The sequence below is a fragment of the Pseudomonas sp. SWRI68 genome, assembly GCF_014269165.1.
GTDB lineage: Bacteria > Pseudomonadota > Gammaproteobacteria > Pseudomonadales > Pseudomonadaceae > Aquipseudomonas > Aquipseudomonas capeferrum.
In genome coordinates this window covers 104,890-123,208 of the sequence record NZ_JABWRU010000010.1, presented here as the reverse complement: position 1 = coordinate 123,208, position 18,319 = coordinate 104,890, and the positions used below count along the sequence as shown (strand labels likewise).

The window sequence follows — 18,319 nt, the reverse complement described above, 5'->3', positions numbered from 1 at the left end:
ATGGACTTTACCTTTACCGATGATCAGCTCACGTTTCGTGAGGCCATCAGCCGTTTTCTGATGACCGAAGCCGCGCCGGAGATGCTCCGCGAGATCTGGGAAACCGACGTGGGCCGTTCTGCCGACCTGCGCGGCAAGATCGCCGAACAGGGCTTGACCGCCTTGTCGGTGCCCGAACAGTTCGGCGGCCTGGGCATGGACGATGTGGCCTGGTCGTTGATGACCCAGGAGCTGGGGTATTACGCCATTCCCGATTCACTGGCCGATACCGCCTATGTGGTTACCGGCCTGCTCAACGGCCTGCCCGCCGAGCACCCGGTGAAAGCCAGCCTGTTGCCGCGCATCGCCGAAGGCAGCGTGCGCATGGCCATCGGGCACCCGATCAACCCCTTGGTGCCCGATGCGCCTGTGGCCGAGTGGCTGATACTTGCCCACGGCGATGAGGTACATGCGGTGCCGCGTGCACAGGTGGATGTGCAGGCCAACGCCAGTATCGATGCCTCGCGCCGGCTCGGAAAGGTCAGCTGGCAGCCAAGCCCCGATACGCTGTTGATCGGGGGGGAGCAAGGCCGCGTGTTGTGGGCCGAAACCTTGAACCGCGGCGCTTTGTCGGTTGCCGGCCAGTTGCTTGGCCTGGCCCAGCGCATCCTTGACTTGTCGGTGGACTACGTGGCCCAGCGCAAGCAGTTCGGCAAGCCGATCGGCAGCTTTCAGGCGGTCAAGCATCACCTGGCCGATATCGCCAGCAAGATCGAGTTCGCCAAGCCCGCGCTTTATCGCGCCGCCTACGCATTGGCCCACGGCGAGCGGGGCGCCGATGTGTATGTCTCGCAAGCCAAGCTGGCCTGTTGTGATGCCAGTTGGCTGGCGGCGCGCCATGGCATCCAGGTGCATGGCGCGATGGGTTACACCTGGGAGGTGGACCTGCAGATGTTCATGAAGCGCGTCTGGTCGCTTGACCCGTCATGGGGTGACCGCGCCACCCACAAGGCCCGCGTAGCCGCCTATGTACTCAGCGATCAGGCCCGGCTTGGGCCGGGCGCCACCTTCGAGGAATGAGCCATGCCCCAAGCCTATATTGTCGATGCCCTGCGTAGCCCGACCGGCAAGCGCAAAGGCAGCCTCGCCGATGTGCATGCCATCGATCTGGGTGCACATGTGTTGCAGGCCCTGGTCGAGCGCAATGCAATACCGGCCGAGGAGTATGACGATGTGATCTTCGGCTGCGTCGATGCCATCGGCTCGCAAGCCGGTGACATCGCCCGCACCAGTTGGCTGGCTGCCGGCCTGCCGCTGAATGTGCCGGGTACCACGGTCGACCGCCAGTGCGGTTCGTCTCAGCAGGCGCTGCACTTTGCCGCCCAGGCAGTGATGAGTGGCACCCAGGATGTGGTGGCGGTGGGTGGGGTGCAGACCATGACCCAGATCCCGATATCGTCGGCCATGCTGGCCGGCCAGCCCTTGGGTTTCAGTGACCCGTTTTCGGGCAGCAAGGGCTGGCAGGCCCGCTTCGGCAGCCAGCCGGTCAACCAGTTCTACGCCGCGCAACGGATTGCCGATCACTGGCAGCTCAGCCGCACCGACATGGAAGTGTTCGCCCTGGAAAGCCATCGGCGTGCGCTGGCAGCAGCCGATGCCGGCTACTTCACCCGCGAGATCGTGGCCTGCCAAGGCCTGGCACACGACGAAACCCCGCGTGTCAGCAGCCTGGAGAAGATGGCCAGCCTTGAGCCGGTTAGCCCGGAATACCCCTCGATCACGGCGGCCGTCTCCAGCCAGACCTGCGATGCCTCGGCGGCCTTGCTGGTGGTGTCAGAGGCCGCGCTCAAGCGCTACAACCTGACGCCCAGGGCCCGTATTCATCACTTGTCGGTACTGGGCGATGACCCGATCTGGCACCTCACCGCGCCAATTGCCGCGACCCGCGCGGCGTTGAAGAAGGCCGGCATGCGCATGGCCGACATCGACCTGGTGGAGATCAACGAAGCGTTCGCGTCGGTGGTCATGGCCTGGGCCAAGGAGCTCGACTACGACCCGGCGAGCACCAACCTCAACGGCGGCGCCATTGCCCTTGGCCACCCGCTGGGCGCCACTGGCGCACGCTTGATGACCACCTTGCTGCATGCGCTGGAGCGCACGGGCGGGCGCTATGGCCTGCAAACCATGTGCGAAGGCGGCGGCCAGGCCAACGTCAGCATCATCGAACGGCTCTGAAGCCGCCAACACTCAGCAACAGGAGCACTCCCATGGCAATCTGTGAAGGCCGTACCGTGATTATCACCGGCGCCGGTGGCGGGCTGGGCCGCGCCTATGCGTTGGCGTTCGCCGCCGAGGGCGCCAATGTCGTGGTCAACGACATCCGCCGCGAGGCTGCCGAGGCGGTGGTGGAGGAGATACACACGCAGGGCGGCCAGGCCATCGCCAACGATGACGACATCACCACCCTAAGTAGCGCGCAGCACATCGTCGACGCCGCGCTGGCGGCGTTTGGCGAGGTGCATGTGCTGGTCAACAATGCCGGCATCCTGCGTGACCGCATGTTCATCAGCCTCTCGGAAGAAGACTGGGACCTGGTGATGCGCGTGCACCTCAAGGGGCATTACTGCCTGGCCAATATTCTCGGGCGGCGCTGGCGTGACCTGGCCAAGGCCGGTACACCGGTACCGGCGCGGATCATCAACACCAGCTCCGGCGCGGGCTTGCAAGGCTCGATCGGGCAGTCCAACTATGCCGCCGCCAAAGGCGGCATCGCCTCACTGACGCTGGTACAGGCCGCCGAGCTTGGGCGCTATGGCGTCACTGCCAACGCCCTGGCCCCGGCGGCGCGCACGTCGATGACTGAAAGTGCCATGCCCGACATGGTCAAAAAGCCCGACGACGACAGCTTCGATGCCTGGGCGGCCGAGAACGTCGCGCCCTTGGTGGTGTGGCTGGGCAGTGCTGAATCCGGGCATGTCAGCGGTCAGCTGTTCGAGAGCCAGGGCGGGCGGATTTCCCTGGGTGATGGTTGGCGAACCGGGGTGACCCGCGACAAGGGCGCGCGCTGGCAGGTCGGCGAGGTGGGCGAAGTGGTTGCCGCCATCTTGCACGAAGCGCCCAAGGCGCAGAAGGTCTGGGGCGCCTGAAGCCCCAAAGGTGCAGGCGTGGGGCAACCCCGCGCCTGTGTGCGTCAGCCCGCTGCAGAACCCAGCCCGCAATGCCTTCCCCCGTCCGTTTTGACGATGTGCCCGATGGCCTCGGGCTTTATACCTGTCGGCAACCTGTATTCCGTCAGAGGTAGTCATCGTGAAGCAAGCCCCTCCCTATGTACCCGGCCATCAGCTGTTGGCCGGTAAATCCGTACTCATCACTGCTGCGGCAGGTGCCGGTATCGGCTATGCCGCTGCCAGGCGCTGCGCCGAAGAAGGCTGCCGGGCGTTGATGATTTCCGATGTGCACCCCCGCCGGCTGGAGCAGGCGGTCGAGCAACTGAAAGCCGAAACCGGGCTACAGGCGGTGTATGGCCAGCTGTGCAATGTCACCATCGAGGATGAGGTGCAAGCCCTGGTGAGTGCCGCCGAACAGGCCCTGGGCGGGGTCGATGTGCTGATCAACAACGCAGGCCTGGGGGGGCAGAAGCGCGTCACTGCCATGAGCGATGAGGAATGGCTGCGGGTGCTCGACGTGACCCTGACCGGCACCTTCCGCATGACCCGCGCGATGTTGCCGCACATGGAACGGCGCGGTACTGGCGCCATCGTCAACAACGCCTCGGTGCTCGGTTGGCGTGCACAGAAGGAGCAGGCCCACTACGCCGCCGCCAAGGCCGGGGTCATGGCGCTGACCCGCTGCAGTGCCCTGGAGGCCGCCGAGTACGGCGTACGCATCAACGCCGTGGCACCGTCGATTGCCTTGCATGCGTTTTTGAAGAAGGCCGCCAGCGAAGCATTGCTGGCCACGCTGGCCGATCGCGAAGCCTTCGGCCGCGCCGCCGAGGTGTGGGAGGTGGCCAACGTGATGGTGTTCCTGGCCAGCGATTACGCCTCGTACATGGTCGGCGAAGTGCTGTCGGTCAGTTCACAACAGGCGTGAGGGCAAGCCATGAGCACACGATTCAGTAATGCCACGCAGCTGCTGGCGGCCCAGGGCCTGAACCTGGGCGTGACCGACTGGCTGGAGATGACCCAGGCGCGGGTCAACCTGTTTGCCGAGGCCACCGGCGATCAGCAATGGATACACGTCGACCCCGAGCGCGCCGCCAGCGGCCCGTTCGGCGGTTGCATCGCCCACGGCTACCTGACCCTGGCCCTGGCCAACCTGTTCATGCCGCAACTGATGGCCATCGACAACCTGGCCATGGGGGTGAACTACGGCACCGACCGCGTGCGTTTCCCGGCAGCGGTGAAGGTGGGTGCGCGGGTACGCGGCCAGGGCCAGGTCGTCAGTGCCGAAAGGGTCGGTACGGCAGTGCAGGTGGTGGTGCGCATCAGTATCGAGATCGAGGGCGCCGAGCGCCCCGGCTGCGTGGTCGACACCATCAGCCGCTACACCTTCAACCCCACGAGTGAGTGAGCCTGAACATGAGCATGAATGACGTAGTGATCGTTGCAACTGCGCGTACCGCATTGACCAAGTCCTTCCGTGGCGCGTTCAACGACACCGAAGCGCCGGTACTGGGTGGCCATGTAGTACGTGCGGTGGTCGAGCGCGCCGGTATCGAACCGGGGGCGGTCGATGACGTGATCATGGGGGCGGCCGTGCAGCAAGGTACCCAGGGTTACAACATCGGCAGGCTGTGCGCCTACACCGGCGGCCTGCCTGACAGCGTGCCCGGCATGGCCCTGGACCGCATGTGCGCGTCTGGGCTGATGAGTATCGGCGTGGCGGCGAAGAACATCATCGCCGGTGAAATGAGCATTGTCGTGGCCGGTGGCGTCGAGTCGTTGTCGCTGACCCAGAACAAGCACAAGAACACCTATCGCAACCAGTCCGAGGCGGTGCTGGCCTGCATGCCCAGCGCCTACATCCCGATGATCGAAACCGCCGAAATCGTCGCACGCCGCTACGGCATCAGCCGCGCCGCCCAGGATGACTATGCACTGCAAAGCCAGCAGCGCACGGCTGCGGCGCAGCGTGATGGCCTGTTCGTGGATGAAATCGTGCCCCTACAGGCGCACAAGCTGCGCTTCGACAAGGAGGGCCAGCCAGACGGCCACGAGCAGGTGCTGGCCGATCGCGACGAGTGCAACCGCCCCTCGACCCGGGCCGAAGACCTGGCGGCATTGAAGCCGGTGTGGAAGAACGGCCAGTGGGTAGCGCAAGGCGAGTTCATCACCGCCGGCAACGCCTCGCAGTTCTCCGACGGCGCTTCGGCCAGTTTGCTGATGAGCCGCGCCCAGGCCGCTGAGCATGGCCTGCAGCCTCTGGGCATCTACCGAGGTATCGCGGTGGCCGGTTGCGCCCCAGAGGAGATGGGCATCGGGCCCGTGCTGGCGGTACCCAAGTTGCTCAAGCGCTTTGGCCTGTCGGCCGCCGATATCGGCTTGTGGGAGATCAACGAAGCCTTCGCTTGTCAGGTGCTGCATTGCCGCGACGCCTTGGGGATTGACCCGCAACGCCTGAACGTCAATGGCGGCGCCATCGCCATTGGCCACCCATTCGGCATGTCGGGGGCGCGCATGGTCGGCCATGCCCTGCTTGAAGGGCGCCGCCGAGGCGTGCGCTACGTGGTGGTGGCGATGTGCATCGGCGGCGGCATGGGGGCGGCGGGGCTGTTCGAGGTCTGCTGACCAGGCTCTGCTAACCAGGACTTGCCTGCTTGGCGCCGGCTTAGGCCATTTGGACGATGTACCGGCAGCCAAGCAGACGGACTATCTACACACCTCAGTCACGACCCGTTGCGCGCACTGCACCTCGGGGCGCTGATTCACTATTACAAGAAGAGGGTGGGCCGTATGGATAATGTCGAGCGCCTGGATGTTGCTGCAAGGAGTCGCCCATGCGCCAGCTGATTGCCTATCTGGTGTGCATCACGGTCGCCGGGGTGGTTGCCTTGGCGTTCACGCCTCGCCAGCCCGTGAGCATCGCCGACACCCAGCTCGACACTGGCCGCATGCAGGTCAACGGGCTGCTCAACCTCGGCAAGCGCCAGGTCGCGGTCGGCGAGCGCGGCACCATTCTCATCAGCGATGATCGCGGCCACAGCTGGCAGCAGGCCACTGTTGAACCGCAGCGGCATATCTCCCTGACCGCCCTGGCAGCGCTGAACACCGAGCAACTGATCGCGGTTGGCCAGGACGGCTTGATCCTGCGCTCGCAGGACGCCGGCAGCAGTTGGCACGAGGTGCATATCGAGGCCGATGCCGGCGAGCCCTTGCTCGGTGTGTGGGCCGCTGGCGGCCAGCAGGTCTTCGCCTTCGGCAGTTATGGCAAGTTCTATCGCTCTGATGACGCGGGCCTCAGCTGGCAGGCGCTGGCGCTGCCTGTCGACCGCGCGCACCTCAATGCCATGGATGGCGGCCCGGACGGGCGGCGCATGCTGGTGGGCGAGCAGGGCCTGGTGATGCTCAGCGTCGATAACGGCCTGCACTGGCAGCCGCTGCCTGCCTTCTACAGCGGCTCACTGTTTGGCGTGGTGCGCCTGAGCGCCGAACGCTGGGTGGCCTATGGCATGCGTGGCAATGTCTTTGTCACCGACAACTTCGGTCAGTCGTGGCAAGCCCTCAAGGTGGGCAGTAACCAACCGCTGTACGGCCATGTGCTGCTGCCCGACAACGCAGGTGTGCTGATTGTCGGTGCGGGCAGCTCGATGGTACGGCTGGATGGGGAGGGCCGATTGCTCGGTATTCATCGTCAACCCGGTCTGGGGACGTTGACCTCGGCCATTGTCATGGGGGCTGACCAGGTGCTGGTGGCCGGTGAGCGTGGTGTATTCCAGGGAAACGGTAACAGCGTTGCCGCCCTTGGCAAGCGGGGGGCTGTACATGAAGCGCGTTGATTCCTGGGTTGAACGCAAGGTCGAGCGTTGCGCCGACTTGCTGCTGGCTCGCCGTAAACTGCTGTTGACCTTGTTCATGCTGCTGACCCTGGGGTTGGGCTACAGCGCCACGCACACCCAACTCGACCCTGGGTTCAACAAGCAGATCCCGGTGCGCCACGCGTACATGGTCAATTTCCTCACGTTCAGCCAGTACTTCACCGGCGCCAACCGCTTTCTGGTGAGTGTGAAGTGGAAAGGCGAAGGTGACATCTACAACCCGCAGTTTCTGGAGACGCTGCGCAAGGTCACCGATGATGTGTTCTTCATCAATGGCGTCAGCCGGGCGAGCGTGACCTCGCTGTTTACCGCCAATGTGCGTTACATCGAGATTACCGAAGAAGGCTTTTTTGGCGATGTGGTGGTGCCCCCGCGCTTCACCGGCACCCCGCAAGACCTGGCCCAGGTGCGTAGCAATGCGGCGCGTTCCGGGCAAGTGGGCCGCCTGGTGGCCAATGACCTGAAATCGGCCATGGTGCGTGCCGACCTGCAGGACATCGACCCGCAAACGGGGAAAGCGGTCAACTACGTTGAAGTGGCCGAGCGCCTGGAAGCCATTCGCGCCAAGTACGCCAGCGACCAGGTCGAGATCAACATCGTCGGTTTCGCCAAGCTGGTGGGCGATGTGGTCGAGGGGTTGATGACGGTCATCGGCTTCTTTGCCGTCGCCTTCCTGATCACCGGGGCGTTGCTGTGGCTGTACTCGCGCTCGCTGCGCCTGACCGTGGTGGCCTTGCTGGTGGCGCTGCTGCCGGTGGTGTGGCTGTTGGGCTTGCTGCCGCTCATGGGCCTGGGCATCGACCCGATGTCGATCCTGGTGCCGTTTCTGATTTTCTCCATTGGCGTCTCCCATGCGGTGCAGATGACCAACGCCTGGAAGCAGGAAGTACTGGCCGGGAAGGACTCGCTGCAGGCGGCGCGGTCGGCCTTTTGCAAGATCTTCATCCCCGGTTCGCTGGCGTTGTTGATGAATGCGCTGGGCTTTGCCGTGATCATGCTGATCGATATCCCCATCGTGCATGAGCTGGGGGTGACAGCCTGTATTGGTGTGATGCTGATGATCATCACCAACAAGTTGATGCTGCCGATCATCATTTCGCACCTGCGCCTGGAGCCGGCGGTGTTGCGCAAGGGGCAGGCTCAGCAACACGGCAGGCATCCGCTGTGGTGGCGGCTGTCGGCGCTGGCCGAGCCACGCCCGGCGCTGGCGGTGCTGGTGCTCAGCGTGATGCTGCTGAGTGTTGCGGTGGTCAAGGCGCGGCAGCTGGAGGTGGGCGACATCGGCGCCGGGGCGCCGGAACTGCGTGCCGAATCGCGCTACAACCAGGACAACGCGAACATCATCAGCAGTTACTCCATCGGTCTGGATGTATTGGCTGTGTTCGTTCAGGCCCAAGGTGTGGAAGAGGCCTGCCTGTCGCCGACGGTGATGCGCGCGGTCGAAGCGTTCGACTTCCAGATGCGCAGCGTCACCGGGGTGCAGTCGGTGCAGAGCGTGGCAGGGTTTGGCAAGACCGTGATTGCCGGTAACAACGAAGGCAACCCGCGCTGGGCGGCCATTCCGGGCTCGGCCCGTGGCCTTAGCCAAGGCGCGCGGGCTTATGTACCCGAAGACGGCTTGGTGACCGATGGCTGCCAGCACATGCAGATTCTGGTGTTTCTCACCGACCACGATGGCGCCACCGTGGCCCATGTGGTCAAGGAGGCCCAGCGCATCATTGCGCAGGTGCAGGTGCCGCAGATCACGTTCCTGCTGGGCGGGGGCAACGTCGGCGTAATGGCGGCGTCCAACGATGCCGTCAAACATGCCGAAGTGGTGATGCTGGTGGCGCTGTTCGGCTCGGTCTGGCTGTTCTGCTGGCTGACCTTCGGCTCGCTGCGGGCGGTGCTGTGCATCCTGGTGCCGCTGGCGATCGTGGCGGTGCTGTGCAATGCGTTGATGGCCATGCTCGGTATCGGCCTGAAGGTGGCGACGTTGCCAGTGATGGCGCTGGGGGTCGGGGTAGGGGTGGACTATGGCATCTACCTTTATGAGCGCATTCAGCACGAAATGGCTGCCGGTGCCGACCTGCGCCAGGCGTTTTACCAAGCCATGTGCCAACGCGGCACAGCGGCGGTGTTCACGGCCCTGACCATGGCCATCGGCGTGTGCACCTGGGCGTTCGCACCGCTGAAGTTCCAGGCCGATATGGGGGTCTTGCTTTCATTCATGTTCTTGGTCAATGTGCTGGGGGCGATTTTCCTGCTGCCGGCATTGGCCGCCTGGTTCAATCAGGGTAAACCCCTCGTGCTGGCCAAGCCTGGCCGCACACCGCATGCGCAAGTGTTCGAATCATAACAATAAAAACGGGCACGGCCTGGGCTGTGCCCTGCGAGGAGACGGGCGATGGAAAATGCCAGCTTGAGCGTTCAAGCCTTGGCCGAAATGGGCCTGGAGCTTGATGAGTACGATCGGCTGATTGGCGAGTTTTACGACGGTGCGCTAGACCAGAAGCTGATGGCCAAGTCCTTGCGGCACATCCGCGGTCTGTTCCAGGCCAACTATGTGACCTTGATCTTGCGCGTGCCCGAGCAGCCCGACATGGGCTTGATGATTGTGGTGGGCGACATCGAAGGCGAAGGCGAGGTCAGTTACTGGGCCTACCCGCAAGCGGTCACGCCCTTCAGCAACCAGCCGCTGGACCGTGTGTTCACCGTCGAAGACCTGATGACCGAGGCCGAGTGGACGGGGTCGGCCTACTTCAAGACCTACTGCATCAGCCAGGACATCTACCATGTCATGGGCGCCGACATCTCCACGCCCGATGGCGGCAAACTGCGCTTTCGCATCACCCGGCCGAAAAGCGCGCCGAAATTTTCCGCGGCCGAACGCACCCTCTGCGAGATGTTCCTGCCGCACCTTCGGCGGGCCATGCACGTGCACAACCTACTCGACCGCAGCGAGTCCATCAGTGAGCTGTACTCCCAGGCGATCAGCCGCTTATCGGTGGCCACCATCGTGCTTGACCAGACGGGCAGCGTGTTGCGCCTGAACCCTGTGGCCCGGGAGCTGCTTGAGCGCGCCGACGGCCTGAAACTGGTCGGCGGGCGCCTGGAAGCGACCTACCCCAGCGATAACCGCGAATTGCAGCGCCTGGTGCGCAGTGCCTTTGCGCGCGACATGGGCAATGAAAAGGTCAGCGCCGCTGCCGAGGCCATGTCGGTGGCCAGGCCGTCCGGCAACGTCAACCTTGGCGTGGTGGTCGAGGCCATTCCGACCCAGGACTGGGCAGAGGGTAAAACCAAACCGGTGGTGGTCGTGTATATCCGTGATGCGGTGGGCCGCTCCATGGCCAACGAGACCGTGACCAAGCAGTTGTTCAACCTGACCCGCGCCGAAACCGCGCTGGCCATGGAGTTGGCCAACGGCCTGTCGCTTGAAGAAGCGGCCGAAGTGTTGAACGTGCGCCGCAACACGGCCCGCGCCCACTTGCGTTCGATATTTTCCAAGACCGGCGTACGCCGCCAGACGGAGTTGGTGCGCATCATCCTCAACAGCGTGGTTGCCCTGGGAAAGCCCAAGGCAGCCCTGCTGGCACCCGATAAGCTCGAAGCACCTGCCTTGAAGCTGGCACCGCCGCTGCGCAACAGCGCCTGACCCTCACCGGTCACCACACGAACGCCCCGCGCCTGCCTGCCAGGCCGGGGCGTTTTAGTCCGTGCGGACGATGTTGGCGGGTGGCTGCGCCACCAATACTAGCCCGCACCGTCATTTAACGAGGAACGACGTTATGCCAGTTACAGCCGTCAGCGGTTCTGCTTCAGGGATCGGCGCCGCCGTGTGCCAGTTGCTGCGTGCCGCAGGCCATCGGGTGATCGGCATCGACCGGGCAAATGCCGAGGTGCTTGCCGACCTGTCCAGCGCCGCCGGGCGCCAGGCCGCCATCGCCTCTGTGCTCGAACAGAGTGAGGGTGTGCTCGACGGCCTGGTCTGCTGCGCCGGTGTGGGCTCCAGCGCGTTGTCCGATACCATCGTGTCGGTGAACTACTTTGGCGTCACCGAGCTGCTCGATGGCCTGGCCGAGGCCTTGGCCAAAGGCCAGGCGCCGGCAGCGGTGGTCATCGCCTCGATTGCGGCAACCCATGTGAACCCCGACCAGCAGCCGATGGTTGCCGCCATGCTCGCGGGCAACGAAACCCTCGCCCTGGAGCAGGCCAATGCGCTTGAACAGTCGCACGTGGCCTACGCCTGCTCCAAATATGCCGTGACCGCCAACGCGCGCGGCAAGGCGGTGGACTGGGCCCGGCAGGGTATCCGCTTGAATGTGGTGGCCCCGGGGGCGGTCGAGACCCCTTTGCACCAGGCGGCGCTCAACGACCCGCGCTTCGCCAAGGCGGTACGCGAGTTCGTCGCGCCGCTGGGGCGCTCGGCCCACCCGGAGGAAGTCGCCCAGGTGGTGGTGTTTCTGCAGTCGGCGCAGGCGAGTTTCGTGCACGGCAGCGTGGTATTCGTCGATGGCGGAATGGATGCCAGGGTTCGCCCGGCACGCTTCTGACTTTTATCCCAGGGAGAGCACGCATGACCAAGGTGGCATTCATTACCGGCGCCAGCCGCGGTATCGGGCGCGAAACGGCATTGGCCTTTGCCCGGGCGGGTTTCGATGTGGCCATCAGTGCCCGCACGGTGGAAGAGGGCACCCACCTGGAGCACCGCTTGCATGATGCGCAAGGCAAGCCCTTGCCCGGCAGCCTCAACGACACCGCGGCAGCCATTCGTGCACTGGGGCGCCAGGCGTTGGTGGTGCCCATGGACTTGCTCGACAGCAAATCGGTATTGCAGGCCAGCCAGGCGGTATTGTCGGCCTATGGCCGGATCGATGTGCTGGTCAATAACGCCATCTATCAAGGCAATGACCTGAACGGGGCGTACATGAGCCTGCAGGCGCACACCCTGGACCGCGTGTACAGGGCCTATGTATTGGCACCGATGCTGCTGACCCAGTCGGTACTCAAGGCGATGCTTGCCCAAGGCGCCGGGGTGGTGATCAACGTCACCTCGGGCGCTGGCGAAAGCGACCCGCCGATGGCGGCGGCAGACGGGGGCTGGGGCTATGCGTATGGGGCCGGCAAGGCGGCAGTCTCCAGGGCCAGCGGGGTCATCGCCGCCGAATTGGGCGGGCAGGGGGTTCGCGCGTTCACGCTCAACCCCGGTGTAGTCACCACCGATGCGCTCAAGGCCACGCTGGGCGAGCGCGGCGTGCTGGCCATGCGCAGCGGCACGGCGCCGCCGCAGGTGCCGGCTCAGGTAATGGTATGGCTGGCCACTGCGGAGCAGGCCGCACGCTTCCAACGGCGCACGATTGCCGCGCAACCCTTTGCCCTGGAGCACGCTATCGTCGACGACTGGCGCTGAGACAAAGCCTGCGAAGTGGCTTGTGTGGGGGCTATCTAGTCCATGCGGAGGATGAGCCTCGGCGCCTGCTCGGTGAAGATTGGCCGGGCAAGTTACCGGGGATTTCCACACGAGGAACAATAACAATGACCAAGCTCGCAGCAATCAATGTCGACAGTGTTCTGGCCCCTCGCTTTGGCCGAGGCTGGCATTGCCTGGGTGAAGCGGCCGATTACCGTGACGGCCAGTTGCATACCCTGAATATCTTCGGCACGCGCTTGCTGGCCTTCGCCACCTCCGCGGGCCAGATCAGCGTGATTGATGCGCACTGCCCGCACATGGGCGCCGACCTTTCGCGCGGCACGCTGGAGAACGATCGGGTGGTCTGCCCCTTCCACCACTGGCAGTACGATGCGACCGGCAAATGCGTGGAAATTCCTTACTGCAAGCGCATACCGCCCAAGGCCAAGACCCGCAGCTGGCTGACCTGTGAAGAAAACAACTTGTTGTTTGTCTGGAACAACCCGGAGGGCAACGCCCCGGCCGCCGACGTGGTGATCCCGCACCTGCCGGAGCAAGACAGCGACGCCTGGCTGCACGACTGGCACATGGACAAGCTGATTATCGAGACCAACCCGCGGGAGCTGGTCGACAACCTGGCAGACGCCCAGCACTTCGGCCCGGTCCACGGCACGCCGACCAAGTACTTTGCCAACGTCTTCGAAGGCCATATTGCCCAGCAGATTTTCCATGGCGATTCCGAGCGCCTGGGCGGCGACCTGGTGGCGGAGTCGGCCTACTACGGCCCGGCGACCCACTTTACCCGTATGCGCGCGGTGTTCGAGGGCATGGAGATCCATTCGATCCTGCTCAACTGCCATGTACCGATCAACGCCAACAGCTTCGAGCTGCGCTTTGGTTGCATGGTGAAAAAGATCGATGGCTGGAGCGAAGAGCAGAACCGCGCCCTGGCTCAAGACTACGTGATGCGCAACCGCGAGTCGTTCTACCAGGACGTGGACATCTGGGCGCACAAGGTCCGGGTCAACAACCCGGTTCTGGCGCAAGGCGATGGCCCGGTCTATCAGCTGCGTGAATGGTATGAGCAGTTCTTCATGGACGAAGCCTGCGTGCCCCCTGCCATGGCCGAGCGGCGCGAAATCATCACCGTCGGCCAGCGCTGATACCCAGACGAGCAGGAGTGCGCAATGAACATGAATGGCCGTAAAACGCTGGCGATCATGCTGGCCGCCAGTTTCGCTTCGACGATTGGAGGGCTGCCGTTCAACACCTTGCCTATCCTGCTCGGCTCGATGGTCGACAGCCTGGGCTTCAATGCCGGGCAGATCGGCATGCTGGGGGCGGTGTGTTTTGCCGGTTACCTGCTGGGCACCGTGGTGGCTGTGGCGTTGATCGACCGCATGAACTGGCGTGGGCTGACGCTGGGCTGTGCCCTCGGCGCTGCGGCGGCGTACTGGCTGTCGTCCTGGCTGCCCGCCGCGGCGCCGTTGCCGGTGTGGGCGTTGATCGGTTTCTTTGCGGCGCTGATGACCTGCCTTGGCATGCGCATCATGGGGCAGATGGCCAACAAGGAGCGTGCCCTGGGTATGCGCCTGGGGATTGAGCTGGCGGTGGTGGCGGCCGTGTTGTTCGCCTTGCCGCCGTTGGTGATTGCGCACTTTCACTACGCCGGCGCAGCGCTGATGTTGGCCGTGATGATTCTGCTGTTGAGTTGCAGCGCCCTGGCCTTGCCCAGGCGCGAGGACTTCGTCGGTGAGGGTGGCCCGGCCCACCACGGGTCGCTGCTTTCACGCTTCAGCTGCCCACCCGCCGCCTATGCCGCGCTGGCATGCTTTTTTCTGTTTGGTGCCGGGCAGATCGGGTTGTGGGCGTTTCTGGAGCGTTTGGGGCATGCCCTGGCCCTGCAGCCGACTGAACTGGGGGTCGTATTCGCCGTGTTGAAGCTGTTGGGCGGCGCGGCGGCCCTCGCATTGGCTTTGGTCGGTGACCGCCTGGGTGTGCGCTTGCCGCATGGGGTGGTTCTGGCCGTTCTGGGCACCGGGCTGTTGCTGCTGGCCAATGCCGAGGGCTTTCTGGGCTATGCCTTGGGCGCCTGGATCTGGGAGGTGGGGTTCACCTGGGGCTGCGTGTATCAGACTGCGGCCATCGCGCGTCTGGACAGCAGTGGCCGGTCGATCATGCTGATTCCGGGGGCGTTTGCCCTGAGCTCCATGGCAGGGCCGGCGTTGGCCGGGCAACTGGTCAGCGGGGGGTACAGTGCGCTGTTGTGGGTGGCCGCCAGCTGTGCGGTGCTTCCTGTGCTGGTGTTCTCCTGCCTGCTGGCGCGGCCCTCAGCGCAGACGGCGGCGCTAGGGGCGGCACGGTAAATGCGCAGCTTCAACCATTGGCAGGGCAAGTGCCGCTCGACGACGCGGCGGCCTGGCTGATCAGGGCCGCCAGACGCTTGACGTTGGCTTGCTGGGCAATCACCACGTCATCGATGCTGCTGCCAGCGGCGGTCTGCAAGGTGCTGCGGCAGGTCAGCTGGGTATTGGCTTCGCGGGCGCGCAAGCGCCACCTGGCGTCCAGCAGTGCGTACTGCCCCGGCAGTGAATCGAAACGTTGCACATCCACGCGCAGGGACAGCTTGCGAGCGGGGCGGGTATTGCTCAGTTGGTCGACCAACGCGCTGCGCAGCTCATCCACCAGCGTGGCGCCCCACCACTGCGTCTCGAGAATCGCCAGGCTGCTGTCGCCCTGGCGGATCACCAGCTGTGGCCGGTCGACCTGTGGTGGAACGCTGACACTTTCGATCAGGATCTCGTCCGCAGCGTTGTGCGACGTGGGTGCCGGCTGCGCCGGCGTGAGGGTATGGAACTGGATCGGGTCGCTGCGGCAAGCGCCCAGGGCCAATAGCGCGACCAGCAGGGTAATCCTTGGCAACGGGGTCATGTTCAACACTCCTGTGGTCATTTGCGGGGCGGCCCTTGCAGGTCCATCGGCCCTGCGTTGTCCGGGCGGCCACGGATCAGCGACTCGGGGTTGCGGCCCAGGTAGTCGGCAAGCTCGCGCAGGGAGCGCGACATGCGCCCCAGCTCGTCGAGCGTCTGGGTCAGCTGTTCACGCTGTGGCGAGTCTTCTGCCAGGGTCGAATTGGCCGACTTCAAGGTATTGCTGACCTCTGCCAGGGTGTTCTGCACCCCTGGCAAGGTCCGGGCGTTGAACTGGGTCAGGCCCTTGCGCAGCTCTACCAGGTTGGCATCGAGGTTACCGGCAATACGCTCCAGCGGCAGCCGGTTGAGCTTGTCGACCATGGTCTGCAACTGCTCCTGAAGCAGCTCCAGGCTGCCTGGAATGGTCGGGATGACCACCGGGCGGGCCGCCGGGTCGAAGGCCACCTTCTCGGCTTTGGGGAAGAAGTCCAGGGCGATGTACAGTTGGCCGGTGAGCAGGTTGCCACTGCGCGCCTGGGCACGCAGGCCGTTGTCGATAAAGGTGCCGATCAGCTTGGCGGCGGAGGCTTCGTCATTGGGGTCGTGCTGCAATACCTTGAGCATCTTCTCGTGCGCCCGGCCCAAGCGTTGCGGATAGATGACGATGCCGACATTGACCGGGAAACTGCGTTTGACTTCATCGAAGTCCAGGTTCACCGCGACCACTCGGCCAATCTCCACGCCCAGGAACTCGACCGGCGCACCGACCTTGAGGCCGCGCATCGCCTGGTCGAAGCGTAGCGCCAGGTACTGCGCCTTGCCGGCGGGCGGGGCCAATGCACCAGCCTGGTCGGCGAACAGTTCAAAGCGCTGGTTCTCGCTGGCGGCCGTGTCGTTCGGGTTGTAGTCCGGCGCGCGGAAGGCGATGCCGCCGACCAGGATCGACGACAATGACTCGGTTTTCAACGCAAAACCATTGGCGCCGACCTCCACATCAATGCCGCTGGCGTTCCAGAAGCGTGTGTTGGCGCTCACGAAGGCGTCGTTGGGTGCATGGATGAAGATCTCCACGTCCACCCCTTTACCTTCCTGGTCGAGGGCGTAGGCGACCACCTGGCCGACCGGGATCTTGCGGTAATACACGGGCGAACCGATGTCCAGCGAGCCCAGGTCCTGGGTGTGCAGGGTGAAGTGCTTGCCGGGCTCGCCGTAGGTGATGGCCGGCGGGTTCTCCAAGCCAATGAAGTGCTTCACGCGGGTGCTCGACTGGCCGATGTCGGCGCCGATGTAATCGCCCGAAAGCAGGGTGTCGATGCCCGACACGCCACCGGCGCCGATGCGCGGGCGGACTACCCAGAACTTCGAGTCCTCGCGGGTGAAGCTCTCGGCCTGCTTGTCGAGCTTGACGGTGGCGTTGACGTTTTTCTGGTCGTCACTCAGGGCCACTTCGGTGACGTGACCGATCACCACGTTACGGTAGCGTACCTCGGTCTTGTTGGCCGCCAGCCCCGCGCCGGTCTTGAAGGTGAGGGTGATGGTCGGGCCTTCCTGCATCAGGTTGTGCACGACCAGGGAAAGCCCGACCAGCACGGCCACGATGGGCACGATCCACACCAGGGAAAAGCCGAAGCGCCGAGTCTTGACCGGTGCAGGGCCGGGAATGGGCGGGCGGTCATTGCTGGATGGGGTCATCCATGAGCTCCTTGTCAGGTGGCGTGTCCCAGATCATGCGGGGGTCGAAACTCATTGCTGAGAGCATGGTGAACACCACCACCAGGCCAAAGAACAGGATGCCCGGACGCGGCTCGATGTCACCCAGCGATTGAAACTTCACCAGCGCCGCGACCAGCGCTACCACCAGCACATCGAGCATCGACCAATAGCCGATCAGTTCAACGAAACGGTAGAGCTTCGAGCGCTGCTGTTGCGCCCAGGTACTGCCGCGCTGGACGGTGATCAAGAGCATCGACAGGGCCACGAACTTCACCCCCGGCACAGCGATGCTGGCGATGAAGATGATCAGCGCAATGTCCCAGGCGCCGTGCTCCCAGAACTCCAGCACGCCGCTCATGATGGTGCTGTCGGCGCCGCTGCCGAGCATCATGGTGTTCATCACCGGCAGCACGTTCGCCGGTACATAGAAGGCCAGGGCGGCCAGCAGGTAAGCCCAGGTGCGGCCCAGAGAATTGGTCTTGCGCCGATGCAAAGGGGCGTCGCAGCGCGGGCACTGGTGCGGTTCGTCGTGCATGTCGCAGGCCAGGCCACAGCTGTGGCACAGGCACAAGTCAAGCTCGCTGGCGGTTGGTGGCCGGCTCATGGCATGTCCCACAAGTCACGAATATCGCGCCCGGCGATACGGATCATCAACAGGCTCAACACAGCCAGTGCGAGCAGGCCGATACCCGGCAGCACATCGAGCATACCGGCGAGCTTGAACACCGCCACCATCGCCCCCAGCAGGCACACTTCGAGCATGCTCCAGGGGCGCAAGGTCTCCAGCCAGCGCATGCACAGCTTGAACGCGGGGGAGCGGCGGGCGGTGAGGGCAAAACCCAGCACCCAGATGAGCAACAGCAGCTGGAAGGCGGGGGCGATGATGATCGAAATGGCCGCGACCATGGCCATGAAGGTAATCGGCCCCTGGCTCAACGCCAGCACCGAGTCCCATAACGTGGCGCTGTTTTTAAGCCCCTGCAGGCTGATGCTCATCACCGGGTAGAAGTTGGCAAACAACCACAGCACCGCAGCCGTGAAGCTTAATGCCAGGCGTTGTTCCACCGTCAAGCCGTTGTGCCGCTGCAGCACACCGCCGCAGCGCGTGCACACGGTTTTCTGATGTTTGGCGAGCAATGCCTTCTGATAAACGCAATCGCAGTGCTCGCAGATGATCAATTGCTCGGGTGTGGACATCATGATGCTCTGATCAACCGGCAGTGAGGCCTTTCTGAATATAGAAGCGCTCTGGCATTAGGCAAATGGCCGGCGGACGAAACACGGATT

General features: G+C 64.2%; 17 protein-coding genes. 13 read left to right on the top strand and 4 right to left on the bottom strand.

The features are described from left to right. From HU770_RS16525 to HU770_RS16465, 13 genes are all read left to right on the top strand, one after another. Positions 1-1,059, top strand: a complete 1,059-nt coding sequence (locus HU770_RS16525) for an acyl-CoA dehydrogenase family protein (protein ID WP_186664306.1) — start codon at positions 1-3, stop codon at positions 1,057-1,059. Between the two features lie 3 nt (positions 1,060-1,062). Beyond that, on the top strand, positions 1,063-2,214 hold the full coding sequence (locus HU770_RS16520; RefSeq protein ID WP_186664304.1) for an acetyl-CoA C-acetyltransferase: 1,152 nt from the start codon (positions 1,063-1,065) through the stop codon (positions 2,212-2,214). Positions 2,215-2,246: 32 nt separating this feature from the next. After that, positions 2,247-3,125 (top strand): SDR family oxidoreductase, encoded by an 879-nt coding sequence (locus HU770_RS16515; RefSeq protein ID WP_186664302.1) that lies wholly within the window; start codon positions 2,247-2,249, stop codon positions 3,123-3,125. Positions 3,126-3,285: 160 nt separating this feature from the next. Beyond that, on the top strand, positions 3,286-4,071 hold the full coding sequence (locus HU770_RS16510; protein WP_186664300.1) for an SDR family oxidoreductase: 786 nt from the start codon (positions 3,286-3,288) through the stop codon (positions 4,069-4,071). Between the two features lie 9 nt (positions 4,072-4,080). After that, positions 4,081-4,551, top strand: a complete 471-nt coding sequence (locus HU770_RS16505; RefSeq protein ID WP_186664297.1) for a MaoC family dehydratase — start codon at positions 4,081-4,083, stop codon at positions 4,549-4,551. An 8-nt stretch (positions 4,552-4,559) separates the two neighbouring features. Then, positions 4,560-5,768: an acetyl-CoA C-acyltransferase gene (locus HU770_RS16500; RefSeq protein WP_186664295.1), complete on the top strand. Its 1,209-nt coding sequence runs from the start codon at positions 4,560-4,562 to the stop codon at positions 5,766-5,768. 209 nt (positions 5,769-5,977) lie between these two features. Next, on the top strand, positions 5,978-6,976 hold the full coding sequence (locus HU770_RS16495; RefSeq protein WP_186664293.1) for a YCF48-related protein: 999 nt from the start codon (positions 5,978-5,980) through the stop codon (positions 6,974-6,976). After that, complete coding sequence (locus tag HU770_RS16490; protein ID WP_186664291.1) at positions 6,963-9,353, top strand: MMPL family transporter; 2,391 nt, start codon at positions 6,963-6,965, stop codon at positions 9,351-9,353. The genes HU770_RS16495 and HU770_RS16490 overlap by 14 nt, the downstream gene beginning before the upstream one ends. A gap of 48 nt (positions 9,354-9,401) precedes the next feature. Further along, positions 9,402-10,652: a helix-turn-helix transcriptional regulator gene (locus HU770_RS16485; protein WP_186664289.1), complete on the top strand. Its 1,251-nt coding sequence runs from the start codon at positions 9,402-9,404 to the stop codon at positions 10,650-10,652. Positions 10,653-10,785: 133 nt separating this feature from the next. Then, positions 10,786-11,550, top strand: a complete 765-nt coding sequence (locus HU770_RS16480; protein WP_186664287.1) for an SDR family oxidoreductase — start codon at positions 10,786-10,788, stop codon at positions 11,548-11,550. Positions 11,551-11,573: 23 nt separating this feature from the next. Continuing rightward, positions 11,574-12,407 carry an SDR family oxidoreductase gene (locus HU770_RS16475; protein ID WP_186664285.1) on the top strand — a complete coding sequence of 278 codons (834 nt, stop codon included), beginning with the start codon at positions 11,574-11,576 and terminating at the stop codon, positions 12,405-12,407. A 125-nt stretch (positions 12,408-12,532) separates the two neighbouring features. Beyond that, complete coding sequence (locus HU770_RS16470; protein WP_186664283.1) at positions 12,533-13,570, top strand: Rieske 2Fe-2S domain-containing protein; 1,038 nt, start codon at positions 12,533-12,535, stop codon at positions 13,568-13,570. Positions 13,571-13,594: 24 nt separating this feature from the next. Continuing rightward, positions 13,595-14,773, top strand: a complete 1,179-nt coding sequence (locus HU770_RS16465) for an MFS transporter (protein WP_186664281.1) — start codon at positions 13,595-13,597, stop codon at positions 14,771-14,773. Between the two features lie 10 nt (positions 14,774-14,783). On the opposite strand, the gene HU770_RS16460 is transcribed toward HU770_RS16465, so the two are convergent. Genes HU770_RS16460 through HU770_RS16445 form a run of 4 tightly spaced genes read right to left on the bottom strand, consistent with a single transcriptional unit; the run spans position 14,784 to position 18,229 of the window. Continuing rightward, positions 14,784-15,338 (bottom strand): PqiC family protein, encoded by a 555-nt coding sequence (locus tag HU770_RS16460; RefSeq protein WP_238338656.1) that lies wholly within the window; start codon positions 15,336-15,338, stop codon positions 14,784-14,786. Between the two features lie 17 nt (positions 15,339-15,355). Then, complete coding sequence (locus HU770_RS16455) at positions 15,356-17,011, bottom strand: MlaD family protein (protein ID WP_186660879.1); 1,656 nt, start codon at positions 17,009-17,011, stop codon at positions 15,356-15,358. Beyond that, positions 16,992-17,636 carry a paraquat-inducible protein A gene (locus HU770_RS16450; RefSeq protein WP_033698493.1) on the bottom strand — a complete coding sequence of 215 codons (645 nt, stop codon included), beginning with the start codon at positions 17,634-17,636 and terminating at the stop codon, positions 16,992-16,994. The genes HU770_RS16455 and HU770_RS16450 overlap by 20 nt, the downstream gene beginning before the upstream one ends. Beyond that, positions 17,633-18,229: a paraquat-inducible protein A gene (locus HU770_RS16445; RefSeq protein ID WP_033700120.1), complete on the bottom strand. Its 597-nt coding sequence runs from the start codon at positions 18,227-18,229 to the stop codon at positions 17,633-17,635. The genes HU770_RS16450 and HU770_RS16445 overlap by 4 nt, the downstream gene beginning before the upstream one ends. Positions 18,230-18,319 lie beyond the last annotated feature (90 nt).